We start from the raw sequence: 17,141 nt of genomic DNA, 5'->3' as shown, positions 1-17,141 counted from the left end.
ATTTTTTAGCAACAACAATAATGAATATTTACAAAGCAACTTTGGATGATATTAGCGATCTGATCCAACTTCGGATTGATTTCTTGACAATGGATCAGGGACGTTTATCAGATCAGAACGAAAAGGATATCCGGGCTCAACTAAAAGTTTATTTGGCAAAGCATATCCCGTTGGAAGATTTCATAGCTGTGATAGCTAAACACCCAACAGGCAAAATAGCATCTGCCGCATTCCTCATCATACAAGAAAGGCCTGCAAACCCTTCTTTTATCACAGGATTGACAGGTACATTGCTAAATGTTGTTACTTATCCTGAATTCAGGCGCAAGGGCATTGCCTCACAAGTTATTGGAGAGATCATAAATGAAGCGAGACAAAAAGGTGTTTCTTCTATCGATCTGTACGCAACAGATGACGGTAGAGAACTATATAAAAAATTAGGTTTTGTAGAGCCTTCATATACATCCATGCGTTTAAAATTATGACAGACAAAAACAATCATCTATTTTTGTCGTTATATTTTAAACATTTTGATCGCAATATATGCTGATTCAGTTTCTTTTTATACTTGCCGCAATCATTGTAGGCGCGCGTTTGCAAGGTATCGGCCTTGGAGTGATGGGTGGTCTCGGATTGGCTATTCTGGTCTTCGGGTTTGGTCTGGAGCCAACCTCCCCTCCTATCGATGTAATGCTGATGATAGTCGCTGTGATAGCAGCAGCGGGCTGTATGCAGGCAGCAGGCGGGCTCGACCTTATGGTATCCCTTGCCGAAAAATTCCTGCGTAAACACCCCCAACGGATCACACTGTTCAGCCCAATCGTCACATATCTATTCACATTCGTAGCCGGAACAGGGCATGTCGCCTACTCCGTACTGCCAGTGATAGCCGAAGTAGCACGAGAAACGAAAATACGCCCCGAGCGACCTCTTTCAATTGCCGTAATCGCCTCACAACAAGCCATAACCGCCAGCCCAATCTCTGCGGCAACGGTTGCCCTGTTGAGCATGCTTGCCGGATACAATATATCCTTACTCAACATCCTAATGATAAGCATACCCTCAACCCTGATAGGAGTATTGCTTGGTGCATTCGTGAGTATGCGCATGGGAAAAGAATTGCATGAAGACCCTGAATATCTTAAACGCCTCGGTGCAGGAATGTTCAGCCAAGATAAAGTCTCTGACAAAAAAATATATAGTCTAAAAAGTAAGGCAGGGTTATCTGTCCTTATCTTTATATTGGCTACCGTTCTCATTATTCTTTTCGGATCTATAGATGGTTTAAGGCAAATAGGAGGTAAAACGCTGAATATGCCCATCATTATAGAAATACTGATGCTTTCGGCCGCTGCACTCATTCTGCTCTTAACACGTACCGATGGCATAAAAGCGGCTCAGGGGTCTGTATTCGTCGCAGGAATGCAAGCGGTAGTTGCCATCTTTGGTATTGCATGGATGGGAGATACTTTTATCAACGGCAACATGGAGCAACTTCGTGCTTCTATAGAAGGAGTTGTTACCTCCATGCCCTGGATATTTGGTGTCGCATTATTTGTTATGTCTATTCTATTATACAGCCAAGCTGCAACCGTACGGGCATTGATGCCATTAGGTATTGCTTTGGGTATATCGCCCTGGATGCTTATCGCATTGTTCCCTACAGTCAACGGGTACTTTTTCTTACCCAACTACCCAACAGTAGTGGCTGCTATCAACTTTGACCGCACAGGAACAACCCGTATCGGACGGTGGGTACTCAATCACTCGTTTATGATTCCGGGTCTGGTGGCTACGATCACCGCTGTATGCGTAGGGTTATTAATCATCACTTTAACAGGTCTATAAAATATACAAAATGAAAACAGAGAAAGAGAAAATGCTGGCAGGCGAATATTATGATCCGGGAGATACCGAATTAATTACACGCTGGCATTTGGCAAAAAAACTAACACAGCAATACAACCAAACAGCAAGCGACGATAAAGAAACGCTAGATAAATTGCTCGGTCAGATCCTTGGATCGAAAGGAGAAAACGTTTGGATTACTGCACCTTTTTATGTCGATTATGGTGAAAATATCCATATTGGAGACAATTGCGAAATCAATATGAATTGTGTGTTTCTTGATTGCAACAAAATAACAATCGGGAATAATACAGGTATAGGTCCTAATGTACAGATATACGCTGTTTCGCATCCCGTAAACCCGAATGAACGCTTATCTTACAATACCGATGAGAATGCTGCGCCTTCGTTCTGGAAAATAGATTCGGCTCCTGTTACTATCGGTTCCAATGTATGGATATGCGGGGGATCTATTATACTTGCCGGTGTAACTATCGGCGACAATACTACTATCGGAGCAGGGAGTGTGGTCACAAAGTCGATTCCAGCAAATTGTCTTGCAGCAGGCAATCCATGTAAAGTAATAAGAGAATTAAAGTAAATTGAGTTTGCTTTTCGTTTTTTTAATTACATTTACACCGATACTCTACAACAAAACATTATTACACCAGAAATAAACTGTAAAATATTGCTTAAACCACTCCTGAAATATTACATCACAATATTCAGCTTTATCTGCTTACATTTTACTTCGCTAAATGTATTGGCACAAGATAATGCGGATGATTCTATACCTGTGCGCATTGGGCAAAATATAGAAAAGCCTATCTATTCTAACGAAAAGAAAAAGCACAGTTCGTTTTACACCTGGGCGTGGGGTAAACATTACAGAGACGTATACTACAAACCCATCACAGCCAAAGCAGCGTCTTTAGATTCATCTTATGGAGGGCTATCCATTATCAGCGAACGCCCGATGCTTCATGCGTTTATTCTGAAGAACAAACGAGACCAGCTATTTATGCTAAAGCCACTTGGCGGTTCTTCAAGCTTTTTGGAGTCCAAATTTTTCAGAGATGTATATCATCATGAAGATTTTAAAGATACATATCTGGATGATTTTATTACTGAAGCGTATACAATCGTTCATCCATATATGTTTCTTGTGTCGGAAAAGCTGGCAAGGTCGGCAAATATTTGTTCGATGAATACCCGTATTTACTACATGCTTGATGACGGAACGGACACGATTATAGACGATAATCAGTTAAAGAATAAACTCGTGAGTATATCAGAGCTGCCCGCTTTGAAGAATAAAAAAATCCTCACCAATGTAGAGGCATTAATAGATAGCCTGCACAGTACAAATCCTACATCAGTAGATCAGGACTTATATATCAAGATGCGATTGTTTGATATGCTTATCGGCGATTGGAACAAAGTATCGGAAAACTGGTACTGGATATCAACTCCGAAAGGTGATTCTGTTGTATATCAACCTCAGGTGATAGACAGAAGCCATGCTTTCTCCAAAGTAGACGGCTTTCTCTTCAAAGGACTATTAGGGATGCTGGGTGTCGGCTTTATTACCAACTATGAAGCTCATATAAAAAATATCAAGAAAATAAATACACTGGCTCAGCCTCTCGATATTGCAATTACACAAAGAAGCACAGCCGAAGATTGGCAAGAGCAAGCACGAATCTTAAAATTAGACTTAACAGATAGGGATATAGATAATGCGTTTTCAGCGCTACCGAAGGAAATGCAAAATGAGGATATCAACAAACTAAAAGAAAGACTTAAAGCCAGAAGAAAAAATCTGGAGGATATCGCTTTGAAATATTATACTACTTTACAAAAGAATCCGGTTATAACGGGTACAGATAGGAGCGAGAAGTTTGTAATAGATCAGAATGGAAAGGAATTGCACATACGCATCTTTGATAAAAATACCAATAAGCTCACTTTCGACAAAAAATATTCGCCAAAACGGACGAAAGAGATATGGCTATACGGACTAGGAGGTGAAGACAGCTTCGAAGTAAATAAACGGAGAAGAAATATTGCGATCTTACTTATTGGGGGTAACGATAATAACGACTATGATGTAAAACAAGGGAATAACGTATTTATTTACGAGTCGAAGTCGGAGAAAGAGCAGCTAAAAGCCATCAACAACGCAAAAGTAATTATCCCTAACGACGAAAGTGCTTTGGAGTATGACTATCAGCGGTTGAGACACACATCACTTTCTGTCACTCCGATAGGAATATATGATTCCGATTTGGGTTTGAATCTCGGAACATCCTTTTCATATACCGTATACGGCTTTAGGCGAGCTCCTTATACTCGAAGACATCAGATAAGCTACGATTTAAACAATGGGTTTATATATCAGGGAATTTTTCCAAGCTATGATGAGAAAAAAAGCCTGCACGTATTGGCTCTGGTGGGTAGCCCTTCTTATTTTAGCAACTTCTTCGGGTTCGGCAACAACACGGATGGTTATAAAAATGAGAACAAGAACTACAATCGTGTTAATATCAAAAAGTACATGTTAAAGCCGTCTTTGTATTACAATATCAACAAAGACCAGACATTCAACATCTATACTTCCATAGAATCGTATCAAGTGAAAAACCCTAAAAATCGTGATCGCTTCATCAATACATTCTACGATGATGACAACTCCATATTCTCTACCAAATACTTTGTTGATCTTGGGGCGGCGTATGAGTTCAATAAAAAAATACAATCTTTTGTTTCGTCTGTCAAGTTCTCCGTTTCATCAGGATGGACTGTAAACGTAACCAAACCCGAGCGTAATTTTGCCTATACAACAGGAGAATTCGGTTTGAATCTTAAACTAACAGACAGAATTACTTTTGCTACTCTACTTAAAGGAAAGAGCTTATTCTCTGACAAATATGATTTCTTTCAGGCAGCAACAACCGAACTGAGAGGATATAGGAGTAACCGTTTCATCGGTCGTCATTCATTCTATCAGTACTCGGATATACGGCTTGATATGGGACGGCTCAACAATCCCCTCACTCCGCTTAACTATGGAGTATTTGTTGGAGTAGATCATGGACGTGTATGGTATCCTGACGATGTTTCACAAAAGTGGCATTCCTCTTATGGAGGAGGATTCTGGTTAACATTACTCCGCAAATTCACAGGTAAATTCTCTTATTTTGGTTCGAGCGATGCCAACAGGTTAATGTTTGAGCTTGGTATGGGATTTTAAGTCTGTAGTTGAAAAGAAATCACTTGTTGCGCTGTCATCCTAAACGACATGAAGAACCTCTTGCAAATAAGACAGACTGTGTTTTATAATCCATAATTTATCTTATATCAGTTACTGATCAGGACAAAAAGGTGACAGATAAAAACAGGCTAAAAAGTGTCACTTTTGTCACCTTTCATTCTCAAAACAGCTGATAAAAACATTATAATGTGACACTTAACAAGCTTCTGGGATTATCGTATAAAAATCGTATTTTGTCACTTTTTAAACTTTATGATGTTGGAAATAAAAAAGATGTTGGAATAAGTTCTTTTTCATAACTGTAAAAAATAATGTAGATTTGTATCTGTAATACTTTCAGAAGAAATTTGTAACAAAAAAATAGTTAGCCCGTGAAAACAGAAAATGAAGACAAGATAAGCGGATTACCTGAAAACGCTTTTCATGAGCTCAAAGAGGGAGAAGAGTACAACCCCATAATGTCTCCCAATAAGCAATACAAAGAAGTTACGCCATGGTCGGTTATGTGGGGACTACTGATGGCCGTTTTGTTTAGTGCTGCAGCAGCCTATCTGGGTCTGAAAGTAGGACAAGTATTCGAAGCCGCTATTCCTATCGCTATTATTGCCGTAGGGCTATCGAGCGCCACCAAGCGTAAAAACGCACTTGGTGAGAATGTCATAATACAATCCATTGGGGCAAGTAGCGGGGTTATTGTAGCCGGAGCTATATTCACCCTGCCTGCACTTTACATCCTGCAAGCTAAATATCCCGATATTTCGGTCGATTTCTTTCAGGTGTTTCTTAGTTCATTGCTCGGAGGTATTTTAGGAATCTTGTTCCTTATTCCTTTCCGTAAATATTTTGTTTCCGATATGCACGGAAAATATCCTTTCCCCGAGGCTACCGCCACTACACAAGTACTGGTATCGGGCGAAAAAGGAGGAGATCAGGCCAAGCCCCTTATTATAGCCGGGCTGATCGGAGGACTTTATGACTTTGTTATAGCCACATTCGGTACATGGGGCGAAACCTTCACATCACGTGTGATACCTTATGGTGAGACCTTAGCCAATAAAGTGAAGATGCTATTCAGCGTTAATGTTGGAGCAGCAGTTCTCGGCTTGGGATATATCGTAGGACTAAGATACGCCGCTATCATCTGTGCCGGCTCTGCATTGGTTTGGTTTGTACTTGTTCCTCTTCTGCCATTATTAGGAGATACGACACTGCAAATGTTAAATCCTGCACCTTATTTGCCGGGAGGAGGGCTTATTGACGGAATAGCATCTGCCAGCCCTGAAGTGATATTCTCATCTATGGCACGCCATATTGGTATCGGAGGTATTGCAATGGCAGGTATAATCGGTATCATTCGGTCATGGCCTATTATCAAAAGTGCTGTAGGACTTGCTTCTAAAGAGTTTAAAGGAGGTAATAAAGATGCATCGAAAATAGATAAGCGCACTCAGCTTGATCTCCCCATGAAAATAATTTCTATCGGAGTAATAGTCGCTTTGCTTGCAACATTCATTTTCTTCTATCTGGGTGTAATGCACAATCTGTTCTATGCTGTCATAGCTATTCTGGTGGTAGCGATAATTGCTTTCTTATTCACCACCGTAGCTGCCAATGCGATTGCCATAGTGGGAACAAACCCTGTTTCGGGGATGACACTGATGACCCTTATCCTTGCCTCAGTTATCATGGTGGCAGTAGGACTGAAAGGGACTTCGGGTATGGTGGCAGCCCTGATTATGGGAGGGGTAGTATGTACGGCCCTGTCTATGGCGGGTGGATTTATAACCGACCTAAAGATCGGTTATTGGCTGGGAACGACTCCGGCTAAACAACAATCGTGGAAGTTTCTAGGAACACTCGTTTCTGCTGCAACAGTAGGAGGAGTAATGATCATATTGAACGATACGTACGGCTTTACCGGAGAGGGTGCTCTTGTAGCTCCACAGGCTAACGCAATGGCTGCCGTTATAGACCCGTTGATGTCGGGTACAGGTGCGCCATGGATACTATATGGCATTGGTGCATTGATCGCTCTATTGCTTACATTCTTTAGAGTGCCGGCTCTTGCCTTTGCTTTAGGAATGTTTATCCCGCTTCAACTGAATGTGCCGCTATTAGTTGGTGGTGCAGTAAACTGGTATGTAGGCAGTCGCAGCAAAGATAAAGCTTTGAATTCTGCTCGATTGGACAAAGGAACATTATTAGCGTCAGGATTCATTGCGGGAGGCGCTTTGATGGGGGTTGTTAGCGCAACCTTACGTTTCGGAGGAGTTGATCTTGTTGACAAAGAGTGGTTAGACTCTGCCGGCTCACAATGGCTCGCATTGTTCATGTATGCGGTAATCATATTCTATCTGGGCTATTCATCAATGAAGGCTAAAAAAGACGGACTGAAATAAGACGAGATATATGTTAGTTTGAAACAAAAGCAGATGATTGATGATTTTGTAAACTTAACAATAGAAAACCTTACCGATGAACACTTATGCTGCATTATCCGTAGTAAAAAGACTCATCAAGGTATTGAAGCAAAAAGACAATGGCTCTCAGACAGACTGACTGAGGGCCATGTCTTTAGAAAACTAAATGCAAAAGCTACCGTTTTTATTGAATATGCCCCTTTGGAAACGGCTTGGGTTCCCATAATCGGAGACAACTATTACTATGTATATTGCTTGTGGGTTTTAGGCAATTACAAAGGAAAAGGTTATGGAAGATCGCTGATGGAGTATTGCTTGGCTGATGCAAAGAAAAAGGGCAAATCGGGCATCTGCATGCTCGGAGCGCAAAAACAAAAATCGTGGCTCTCTGACCAATCATTTGCAAAAAGGTTTGGGTTCGAGGTTGTTGATACAACCGTAAATGGATATGAATTACTAGCACTTTCTCTTGACGGAACAACACCAAAGTTTGCACAAAACGCCAAGAGCCTGAAAATAGCAAACAAAGAGCTTACAATATATTATGATATGCAATGCCCCTATGTCTATCAGAGTATTGAGATGACAAAAGAGTATTGCGAAACGAACAATGTCCCGGTGTCATTCATTCAAGTGGATACGCTGCAAAAGGCAAAAGAGCTGCCTTGCGTTTTCAACAACTGGGGAGTGTTTTATAAAGGAACTTTTGAGACTGTGAATCTGTTAGATATATCCTACTTAAAGAGAATACTCAAAGGCTGAAAATATACTTCCTTATACGACCTTTTTCTTCAAACCAAATCTGAATCCTTTCTCGGCAACATATACACCGAATAGAATAAACACAGACCCTAGAAGAGCAACCAATGTAATATGTTCATCTATTACAATGGCAGAAGTAAGCAGTGTTACCAGCGGTACAAAGTAGATATAGTTGGATGTCTGCACAATACCAAGTTCTTTTACAGCTGTGTTCCATGCTATAAAACAAAGCAGTGAAGCGATCAGCCCTAAGAACAACAGGTTAGCAATAATAACAGGCTGCACAAGCAATTCAGGATGAAGGGATGAAGGACTAAAAGCAAGAAAAGGAAGCATGGTAATTATACCATAAATAAATACCTTACGGGTAATAAAAAGTGTTGAATAACGCCCGTTGACCTTGCGCAATACAATCCCATAAAAAGCCCACGACAGGGCAGACAGTATTGTCAAAATATCACCTAGAGGATTGATCTGCAATATAAAGCTACCATTGAAAACAACCAAGCCAACCCCAAGCAGAGCTGTGAGAGAACCAAATATAAGGGATGCTTTCAATTTTTCCTTTCTGTACATCAAGTAGGAAAGAAAGGCGGTAAATATAGGAGAGGTACATATAATAAGAGATACATTGGATGCCAGCGTTATTTGCAGTGCGGTATTTTCGAATACAAAATAGAGGGAACCCCCACATAGTCCGGCGGCAACAAACAGAAGCTCATCTTTAACAGATTTAGCAAAAAGCCTTTTCGGGCAGACAAACCAAATACCTATATATGCCAACAGGAAACGATAAATCAGAATTTCGGAAGGGGATAATCCATACCCTATAAGAACCTTTGTGGAAACAAAGGTAGTACCCCAAACAATTACTGTGAGAATAGCAATAGTATGATACCAGTAGTGTTTAGATATAGCCATAGCGTTTTGTTGAGATAAACCTGAATGAGATTGCAAAAGTAATAGGTATTATCTCATATGGCAACGATCTGCTAAACAATCTTCAGAACAGAGTGCAAAAGAATTATATCTGTCTATATATTAAGATGGTATAAAGCATATCCAGAGTGGAAACAAACAGCCTATCTGATTTGTTTTAATTAAAATATATTCGGATATTAGAGGATAGTATTCATAAATATAATAACATATCATGAAATTCTTTATCGACACAGCGAATTTGGATCAAATCCGCGAAGCTAACAATTTAGGAGTATTAGACGGAGTAACTACCAATCCGTCCCTTATGGCAAAGGAAGGAATAAAAGGAGTAGAAAATCAACGGAATCATTATTTGGAAATCTGCAAAATTGTAGATGGAGATGTCAGCGCAGAAGTGATTTCAACGGATTATGAAGGGATGATACGTGAGGGTGAAGAGCTTGCGGCTTTACACAAAAACATTGTTGTGAAAGTTCCTTGTATAGAGGATGGAATCAAGGCGATTAAATATTTCACGAAGAAGGGAATCCGCACTAACTGCACATTGGTATTTTCAGTTGGTCAGGCTTTATTAGCAGCAAAAGCCGGGGCTACCTATGTATCTCCATTTGTTGGGCGCCTTGATGATATTTCAAGTGATGGCATCGAGTTGGTAAGTAAGATTGTAGATATGTACACTACTTATGATATGTCTACTCAGGTGTTGGCTGCATCTATCCGCAGTACTCAACATATTATACAGTGTATCGAAGTCGGGGCTGATGTTGCTACTTGCCCGTTGTCTGCAATCAAAGGATTACTGAAGCACCCTCTTACAGATAGCGGATTAGCCACATTCCTTGCAGATTATAAAAAAGTAAATGGATAAAACTGAAATATTTTTTGTTGTTCTGAGTGAAGTGAAGAATCTATTTTGAGTCTGGCTCTAAAGATGCTTCGTTTCCCTCAGGATGACAAAAAGATTATAAGTGATGGTTTAATATAAAATCAGGTATTCTATTTTTTTAGCTTGAATAAGAACTCCAAGCCTCCTTCTTTTCTATTTTTAGCGATAATAGAACCATTGTGAAACGCGATGGCATTCTTAACAATAGAGAGCCCTAAGCCCGAACCTCCTGTGTCACGAGTGCGACCTTCATTGACTCTATAGAAGCGTTCGAATAAGCGTTTCAGATGTTTTTCATCAGAGATTCCTACCCCTGTATCGTAGAATGAGAAGTAATAATAGTCTTTGTCTTCGTTATATACACTTACACATATCGTTACATCTTCTCCTGCATAGCGAATGGTATTATCCACCAAATTACGAAAGATAGAATATAACAAACTCCTATTCCCGTTTATCGCCAAACCTTCAGGAATATTATTGGTTGTCATTACTATATTTTTGCTCTGCAAAGCTGTCGCAAGATCGTCATTCAATTCATTAAGCAACTGATAAATATTCACTTCTTCTTTTCGGAAAGAAGTGGGTGCCTCCTCTATTTTAGTTATGAGGCTCATATCTCCGATCAATTCCGAAAGGATAATTGTCTGATTGTAAGCCTTGCTTATAAAGTGCTGCTTCTTATTTTCGTCTAAAGCCGATTGTACAAGGACTGTTTCAAGATATCCCCGTATGCTTGTTACAGGTGTACGCAATTCGTGTGCTATATTGCTTGTCATTTCCTGTTTCAGTAATCGGGTTTTTTCTTCCTCTGTCATGTCATTCAGTACGATCTCAAAACTACGGTCTTCAAATATATTCAACCGCAGAATAAATAGTCTTCCATGCTTTCTGATATGTATCTCAAAATAATTCTCTTCCTTATCTTCACGCAACAGAAAATCATTGAGTTCATCAAAAGCACTATCTGAAAATATTTCTTTGGGATTGCTATTCGGTTCACTCGAAATTGTGTTGAGATATTGAATAAATAGCCCATTATAAAATTCAACATTTCTATCTGCCGAAAAGAAACAAATTCCTTCTTCGGATGAATGAACGTGTTGCAATAGCTTCTCTCGTTCGAGAGCTATTCGCTTTTGGCTTCTTCTTAGCTGTTTGTAATTTTCTACAAGCTTGGTACTTATTTGCCCCAATTCATCATTCGGAAAATCAAGCTTCGGAAGCTTATCACTATCTGAAGTCATTACAAAATCTCGAAGCTGCCTGATGGATTTTCCAAAACGGTTTGTTATGGCATTCAGCAGAATGAGTATAATAAAGAAAAATGCTAATATAAAATACAAAAATAAATTATCAGGCTCCAAAAAACGACGTGTTTGAATATCATACGGAAGGGCTACCCGAACATAACCGTTGCCTATTTTCTTTGCATAATATAGATATTCCTTGTTGAGAGAAGCAGACATTCTTATATTACTACCTCGTCCTTTTGCTATTGCAGCTTGTACTTCGGGGCGCATTGTATGATTTTCGAGAGAATGTACATCTTTTACAGAGTTGTCGTACAATACATTCCCGTCATTATCGATTAAGGTAAGGCGTATATTTGAAGGAAGAAGCTGTTCGAGGCTATCCAGAGACAGGAAACCATGACTAGAGTTAATGATTTCCGCATAAGCATCCAATTTTTCTTCCAATGCTTCAGTCCTCAACCTCCGCTCCCTCGACTGCTCGAACACAAAGATTCCGGCAGTAAATAGAGTGAAAATAATAGCAAAGTATAAAAATAATCGTTGCTTATAAGTCAGCTTCATTATTCTCCTATATTAAATCTATAACCATAACCCGAACGATTGGCGATAAGTGAGGAGTATTCTCCCATTTTTTTCCTCAGGCGGGCAATATGCACATCCACAGTCCGCTCTGTAATATAAGGGGTTTCACGCCATACAGTCTGGATAATATCTTCACGAGAAAACACCTTATCTACATTTGTTGCCAATAAAGCAAGTATCTCAAATTCGGTCTTTGTAAGTGCTACTTTTTCTCCATCCACAGTTAATTCTTTTTTGTCCATATTGATCACAATACCGGCAAAGGTTAACTCAGTAGTTGACTCTTTTGTATTTTTTTTGACTTCGAGCCTTTTTACCACTGCCTTGATACGGGCAATAACTTCCTTTATAGAGAATGGCTTCGAAATATAATCATCTCCTCCCACCGAGAAACCAGTAAGCATATCATTCTCGGTATCTTTGGCCGTTAAGAAAACAATAGGAATATTATTGCCTTCTTTCCTCAACTTTTCCGCCATTTTGTAGCCGGACATTCCGCCCATCATTACATCTAGGAGGATAAGAGAAAAATCGGGGTTCAATTTCTTAAGGGCTTCTTCTGCCGAATAAGCTAATTCAACGTCAAAGCCTTCGTTGCTTAAATTGAATTCTAATATCTCGCAAATGTCTTTTTCGTCATCAACGATCAGAATCTTATTTCCCATACATTCTGTATTTACTCTTTACAAAGATAAGCTATTCAAGAAATTACTCATCTTTTTTTTCAATTTTTCCTATTTTACCCGAGTGTTTAAGAACTTTGGCATCAACATAAAAGACAATCTCTTCTACGATATTGCTACAATGGTCTCCAATGCGTTCCAACTTGCGAATAAGCAATAAAAGTTTCAAACCGCAATATATAAAAGTAGGATTATTTTCCAGATAGACTGTCAATACATCTATGGCATTGCGATAGATATTATCTACCTCTTCATCTTTGGCTAATATTTTACCCGCTATTTTTGTATTTTCCGACTCGAGAGCTACAAATACATCCGAAAGCATTCCTATCAGGACATCGAATACTCTTTCTAATTGTAACTCTTCCAACAATTGTGAGCCCGGCTTATTACAGTCATCATCAATCACATATCGAGCTATTCCATCACAGAAATCACCAATACGTTCCAACGTGCTACTAATCTTTATGAGTGATAAGATCAGCCTTAGGTCTACAGCCACAGGACTGTAGAGAGCAATATAGTTTTCACAATCGCTATCTATTTTCAGCTCGAATGCATTCACGCGCTTCTCACGGCTTACAATCTCACGGGCAAGCTCTACATCTCCATTAAGAAAAGATTGTTTTGCTTTTTCTAACTGAGATATAACCAACTTCCACATCTGATTTACCTCTTCTCTCAGAGCTAACATTTCCCGTTCTGTATGTTTCATCATATTCATCTCTTTCTTCTTTTAATAGTAATTTTAAGAAACTAATTTTAATTCAACCTCCTTCTTAACCGAATCTTCCGGTTATATAATTTTGAGTTTCTTGCTTTTGCGGGTTCAAGAACATCTTTTTTGTCTCGCTGAATTCAACCAATTCTCCTAACATGAAGAATCCGGTTTTATCACTTACCCGAGCCGCTTGTTGCATATTGTGAGTAACAATAACAATTGTATAGTCTTTCTTAAGATTGTGGATCAATTCCTCTATTTTTGAAGTAGAGATCGGGTCGAGAGCCGATGCCGGCTCATCCATCAACAGGATAGAAGGAGAAACGGCTAATGCCCTCGCAATACAAAGACGTTGCTGTTGTCCTCCCGATAATTCGAATGCCGATTTCTTTAGTTTATCTTTCACCTCATCCCATAAGGCTGCTGCCTTGAGAGACTCTTCAACTCGCTGCTCCAAATCTTTTTTACTAGCCATGTCATTCACGCGCAAGCCATAGGCTACATTTTCAAATATCGATTTGGGAAAAGGATTAGGTTTCTGAAAAACCATCCCCACTCTTTTCCTCAATTCATCTACCTGAACTGTCTTATCGTATATATTTTCATTTTCAATTAAACACTCTCCGGTAAGTCTTGTTCCGTCGATAAGGTCATTCATCCTATTAAAAAGGCGTAGGAATGTAGACTTTCCGCATCCTGAAGGTCCGATGAAAGCCGTAATAGTATTGGCCTCCATTTTCATATTTATACCCTTCAATGCATGAAAGTCTCCGTAATAAAAATCTATATTTTTTGCTTCAATCATTTTCTTATTCTAATTAATTAGTCTTTACTTTTTTGCCGAAGTAACGTCTTAAAACAGTAGCTAAAATATTCATAAACAATACAATGACAATCAACACCAATGCCGTTCCGTAAGCAATAGGACGAGACGCTTCTATATCGGTACCACTAGTGGCAATTACATATAGATGATATGGCAATGCCATGACCTGATCATACATACTTTCGGGCAACTTAGGCAAGAAATAGGCTGCAACCGTAAATAGAATAGGAGCAGTTTCTCCTGACACACGCCCTATAGACAGAATTAAACCGGTAGTTATATTGGGAAGAGCAGCAGGCAAAACAACCCTGCGAATGGTTTGTAATTTAGTTGCTCCCAGTGCCAGACTTCCCGTGCGGTACGAATCCGGTACAGCTTTGAGTGCTTCTTCGGTAGTACGAATAATAAGAGGAAGAACAAGCAAGCCAAGTGTTAATGAACCGGCAATAATAGAATCCCCAAAACCGAGCGTATTTACAAATAAAGCCATACCAAAAAGTCCAAAAACAATGGAAGGAATACTCCCCAGATTATTGGTCATTACACGTATGAATTTTACAATCCAGCTGTTTCCGGCATATTCATTTGTATAAATAGCAGACATTACTCCCAACGGGAAAGCAAATATCATACTGCCTATAATCAGATACATAGTTCCTACGATAGCCGGAAATATTCCACCCGAGGTCATACCTTCTGTTGGAGCTGAAGTTAAAAACTCCCAATTGATAACTCCTATACCGTTGTAGATAATAAATCCTAATATCCAGAAAAGGATACCTACTACTGCTATACCCAGTATACGAAATATAATAAATGCAATGCGCTGACTTAATTTCTTATCCATAACTATAATCCTTTATTATATTGCTTTTTAGAAATTGCCTCAGCTGTAATGCTGATAATCATAGTTATCACAAACAGAATACATCCGAGCAAAAACAAAGCCTGATAATGAGCTCCTCCTGCCGGAGCTTCACCTAATTCAGCGGCTATAGTTGCAGGAATTGTCCGCACCGATTGGAACACTGAGTGAGGTATTATAGCTGCGTTCCCCGTAACCATCAACACTGCCATAGTTTCACCTATAGCCCTGCCTATACCTAATACAACTGCGGCTGATATACCCGATATCGAATAAGGAATAACTACTTTGTAAACAGTTTGCCAATGGGTAGCACCTAATGCCAGACTTGCTTCACGCATAGCCCGAGGCGTATTACGCATCGCATCTTCGGCAACAGTTATAATGGTAGGTAATGCCATAATAGCAAGGATAAGGCTACCTGTAAATGCCGTTTCGCCGACAGGTAAGTGAAAAACCTTTTGCACAATCGGAACCAAAACCACTAAGCCGAAGAAACCATAGACCACAGAGGGAATTCCCGCTAATAGCTCAATTGTTGGTTTCATAAGCTTGCGTGTTCGTTCATTAGCCAGCTCTGATATATAGATAGCAACTCCGAGCCCTAAAGGAAGTGCTATTAGAATAGCAACTATACTCACAAGTAGAGTTCCCAATATCAAAGGTAATACCCCGAATAAAGGAGCAGGCGTTGCTGTGGGCATCCACTGCTTTCCTCCAAAAAAATCCTCAACATTAATATTCCCTGTTGTAATCACCTTCACTCCGGGCATATTTGTTGGAGCGTATTTTTCGGGTAAAAATGCTATGATATTCGGGTTCTGTGCAATCACTTCACCTAGCTTTTGTGGTAGTAGAGCATAATCTTCTCCAAATTCTTCTTCAGAATACATATTAAAAATATCATCTATTCTGAAAATCTTTATTTCTTCATCTGCTCCGCCAAGCTCTGCCCAATTCGTTATTTCTGAATCAAATATCTCTTTTATCTCAAGAACATTTAATTTGTTAACTGCATTCTTAGAGTTTACAACAAGTGTATAGCCATGTTCGACAGAAGGAGAATTAAACAATCCGAATCCTTCTTTGAATAAGAATATTACGATAAGGAGTATAGCGATGCTTGTTACAGCACCGCTAACTGTTAGTATGCTTTCAACTATCCGCTCTAATATTCGTTTTAGTTGTTTCATGTTATTCCTTTTGTTTCTAAAATCGTTATTTTACAGGGATAAATCCAACGTCCGATACTATTTTCTGTCCTTTAGCCGATAATACATAGTCAACAAAAGGTTTTACTGTTTTCTCTGATTTTGCTTCGTAATAGAAGTATAAAGGACGTACAACAGGATAAGTCTTATTCTTGGCATTGGCTACTGATGGCTCTATAAATTTCTTTCCTCCATCATACGATACATGCACTGATTTTACCGATTTATTAAGATAAGCAAGCCCTACATAGCCGATAGCCCCCTTCGTTTGTCCTACCGACTGGATAATAGCTCCTGTTGCCGGCAAGCTCATTATTCCGTTTACATAGTTTTTATTTGCCAGCACGTGCTCTCTAAAAAACTCGTAAGTACCGGATGATGTTTCGCGAGAATAAGGAACTATTTTTAAGTCTGCTCCACCCACCTGTTTCCAGTTAGTTATCTTTCCTGTAAAAATACCTTCCAGTTGTTCGCGAGTTAAGTTCGATACTTTATTCGAAGGATGTACTACTACCGCAAGTGCATCATAGGCAATAATTACCTCTTTCGCCTCTTTCCCTTTATCTTTTAGCTGTTGTCTCTCCGAGAATTTAATTTTTCTTGAAGCCTGTGCGATATCAGTAGTTCCTGCCAAAAGCGAAGATATACCAACTCCACTTCCTCCACCTGTTACTGTAACAGTTCTGGATGGATTTGCCTTCATAAAACTTTCTGCTTCTTTTTGTGATAAAGGCAATACTGTGTCCGAACCTTTAATCTTTTGAGCACTAACACCAATACTTAATGATAGTAATGCTATAGAAACCAAAATTGTTTTTTTCATAATCTTTTTATTTTTAGTGATATTTTATTCCCTTGTTTTTAC

Annotated in this window: 15 protein-coding genes; 7 read left to right on the top strand and 8 right to left on the bottom strand. The window is 39.4% G+C overall.

Annotation, left to right across the window (positions count from 1 at the left end):
* Positions 1-20 precede the first annotated feature (20 nt).
* From QOX35_RS02365 to QOX35_RS02340, 6 genes are all read left to right on the top strand, one after another.
* On the top strand, positions 21-485 hold the full coding sequence (locus QOX35_RS02365; protein WP_283685629.1) for a GNAT family N-acetyltransferase: 465 nt from the start codon (positions 21-23) through the stop codon (positions 483-485).
* A 58-nt stretch (positions 486-543) separates the two neighbouring features.
* Positions 544-1,848: an anaerobic C4-dicarboxylate transporter family protein gene (locus QOX35_RS02360; RefSeq protein WP_283685628.1), complete on the top strand. Its 1,305-nt coding sequence runs from the start codon at positions 544-546 to the stop codon at positions 1,846-1,848.
* A gap of 10 nt (positions 1,849-1,858) precedes the next feature.
* Positions 1,859-2,449: a sugar O-acetyltransferase gene (locus tag QOX35_RS02355; RefSeq protein ID WP_006841553.1), complete on the top strand. Its 591-nt coding sequence runs from the start codon at positions 1,859-1,861 to the stop codon at positions 2,447-2,449.
* An 87-nt stretch (positions 2,450-2,536) separates the two neighbouring features.
* Entirely contained in the window at positions 2,537-5,101 is a 2,565-nt protein-coding gene (locus QOX35_RS02350) for a BamA/TamA family outer membrane protein (protein WP_283685627.1), read from the top strand.
* A 392-nt stretch (positions 5,102-5,493) separates the two neighbouring features.
* Positions 5,494-7,521 carry an OPT family oligopeptide transporter gene (locus tag QOX35_RS02345; protein WP_135106572.1) on the top strand — a complete coding sequence of 676 codons (2,028 nt, stop codon included), beginning with the start codon at positions 5,494-5,496 and terminating at the stop codon, positions 7,519-7,521.
* Between the two features lie 33 nt (positions 7,522-7,554).
* A complete protein-coding gene (locus tag QOX35_RS02340) occupies positions 7,555-8,304 on the top strand; it encodes a GNAT family N-acetyltransferase (protein WP_283685626.1) in 750 nt (249 codons plus the stop codon).
* Between the two features lie 12 nt (positions 8,305-8,316).
* Here QOX35_RS02340 and QOX35_RS02335 read toward each other — a convergent pair whose 3' ends face one another.
* Positions 8,317-9,225 (bottom strand): DMT family transporter, encoded by a 909-nt coding sequence (locus QOX35_RS02335; protein ID WP_135106568.1) that lies wholly within the window; start codon positions 9,223-9,225, stop codon positions 8,317-8,319.
* A 232-nt stretch (positions 9,226-9,457) separates the two neighbouring features.
* Between QOX35_RS02335 and fsa the strand changes: the two genes are divergently transcribed.
* Complete coding sequence (fsa, locus tag QOX35_RS02330; protein WP_135106566.1) at positions 9,458-10,114, top strand: fructose-6-phosphate aldolase; 657 nt, start codon at positions 9,458-9,460, stop codon at positions 10,112-10,114.
* A gap of 128 nt (positions 10,115-10,242) precedes the next feature.
* On the opposite strand, the gene phoR is transcribed toward fsa, so the two are convergent.
* From phoR to QOX35_RS02295, 7 genes are all read right to left on the bottom strand, one after another.
* Positions 10,243-11,949: a sensor histidine kinase gene (phoR, locus tag QOX35_RS02325; RefSeq protein ID WP_283685625.1), complete on the bottom strand. Its 1,707-nt coding sequence runs from the start codon at positions 11,947-11,949 to the stop codon at positions 10,243-10,245.
* Positions 11,949-12,635, bottom strand: a complete 687-nt coding sequence (phoB, locus tag QOX35_RS02320; RefSeq protein ID WP_006841561.1) for a two-component system response regulator PhoB — start codon at positions 12,633-12,635, stop codon at positions 11,949-11,951. Before phoB ends, phoR begins: the two co-directional genes overlap by 1 nt.
* Before the next feature lie 43 nt (positions 12,636-12,678).
* Positions 12,679-13,371, bottom strand: a complete 693-nt coding sequence (phoU, locus tag QOX35_RS02315; RefSeq protein ID WP_306461441.1) for a phosphate signaling complex protein PhoU — start codon at positions 13,369-13,371, stop codon at positions 12,679-12,681.
* A 61-nt stretch (positions 13,372-13,432) separates the two neighbouring features.
* Positions 13,433-14,179 carry a phosphate ABC transporter ATP-binding protein PstB gene (gene pstB / locus QOX35_RS02310; protein WP_252637033.1) on the bottom strand — a complete coding sequence of 249 codons (747 nt, stop codon included), beginning with the start codon at positions 14,177-14,179 and terminating at the stop codon, positions 13,433-13,435.
* 13 nt (positions 14,180-14,192) lie between these two features.
* A complete protein-coding gene (gene pstA, locus QOX35_RS02305) occupies positions 14,193-15,047 on the bottom strand; it encodes a phosphate ABC transporter permease PstA (protein ID WP_283685624.1) in 855 nt (284 codons plus the stop codon).
* Positions 15,048-15,049: 2 nt separating this feature from the next.
* Positions 15,050-16,258, bottom strand: coding sequence for a phosphate ABC transporter permease subunit PstC (pstC, locus tag QOX35_RS02300; protein WP_283685623.1), 1,209 nt, complete (start codon positions 16,256-16,258; stop codon positions 15,050-15,052).
* 25 nt (positions 16,259-16,283) lie between these two features.
* Entirely contained in the window at positions 16,284-17,099 is an 816-nt protein-coding gene (locus QOX35_RS02295) for a PstS family phosphate ABC transporter substrate-binding protein (protein ID WP_283685622.1), read from the bottom strand.
* Positions 17,100-17,141: the final 42 nt, after the last annotated feature.

It is taken from the genome of Dysgonomonas sp. Marseille-Q5470 (assembly GCF_951230145.1).
Lineage (GTDB): Bacteria > Bacteroidota > Bacteroidia > Bacteroidales > Dysgonomonadaceae > Dysgonomonas.
This window is presented reverse-complemented; position numbering and strand designations above follow the sequence as displayed.

Bases quoted from the DNA above. Each gene is read 5' to 3' on its own strand.
- QOX35_RS02365 (WP_283685629.1), top strand. From the start codon at position 21: ATGAATATTTACAAAGCAACTTTGGATGATATTAGCGATCTGATCCAA.
- QOX35_RS02360 (WP_283685628.1), top strand. From the start codon at position 544: ATGCTGATTCAGTTTCTTTTTATACTTGCCGCAATCATTGTAGGCGCG.
- QOX35_RS02355 (WP_006841553.1), top strand. From the start codon at position 1,859: ATGAAAACAGAGAAAGAGAAAATGCTGGCAGGCGAATATTATGATCCG.
- QOX35_RS02340 (WP_283685626.1), top strand. From the start codon at position 7,555: ATGATTGATGATTTTGTAAACTTAACAATAGAAAACCTTACCGATGAA.
- QOX35_RS02335 (WP_135106568.1), bottom strand. From the start codon at position 9,225: ATGGCTATATCTAAACACTACTGGTATCATACTATTGCTATTCTCACA.
- fsa (WP_135106566.1), top strand. From the start codon at position 9,458: ATGAAATTCTTTATCGACACAGCGAATTTGGATCAAATCCGCGAAGCT.
- phoR (WP_283685625.1), bottom strand. From the start codon at position 11,949: ATGAAGCTGACTTATAAGCAACGATTATTTTTATACTTTGCTATTATT.
- phoB (WP_006841561.1), bottom strand. From the start codon at position 12,635: ATGGGAAATAAGATTCTGATCGTTGATGACGAAAAAGACATTTGCGAG.
- phoU (WP_306461441.1), bottom strand. From the start codon at position 13,371: ATGATGAAACATACAGAACGGGAAATGTTAGCTCTGAGAGAAGAGGTA.
- pstB (WP_252637033.1), bottom strand. From the start codon at position 14,179: ATGATTGAAGCAAAAAATATAGATTTTTATTACGGAGACTTTCATGCA.
- pstA (WP_283685624.1), bottom strand. From the start codon at position 15,047: ATGGATAAGAAATTAAGTCAGCGCATTGCATTTATTATATTTCGTATA.
- pstC (WP_283685623.1), bottom strand. From the start codon at position 16,258: ATGAAACAACTAAAACGAATATTAGAGCGGATAGTTGAAAGCATACTA.
- QOX35_RS02295 (WP_283685622.1), bottom strand. From the start codon at position 17,099: ATGAAAAAAACAATTTTGGTTTCTATAGCATTACTATCATTAAGTATT.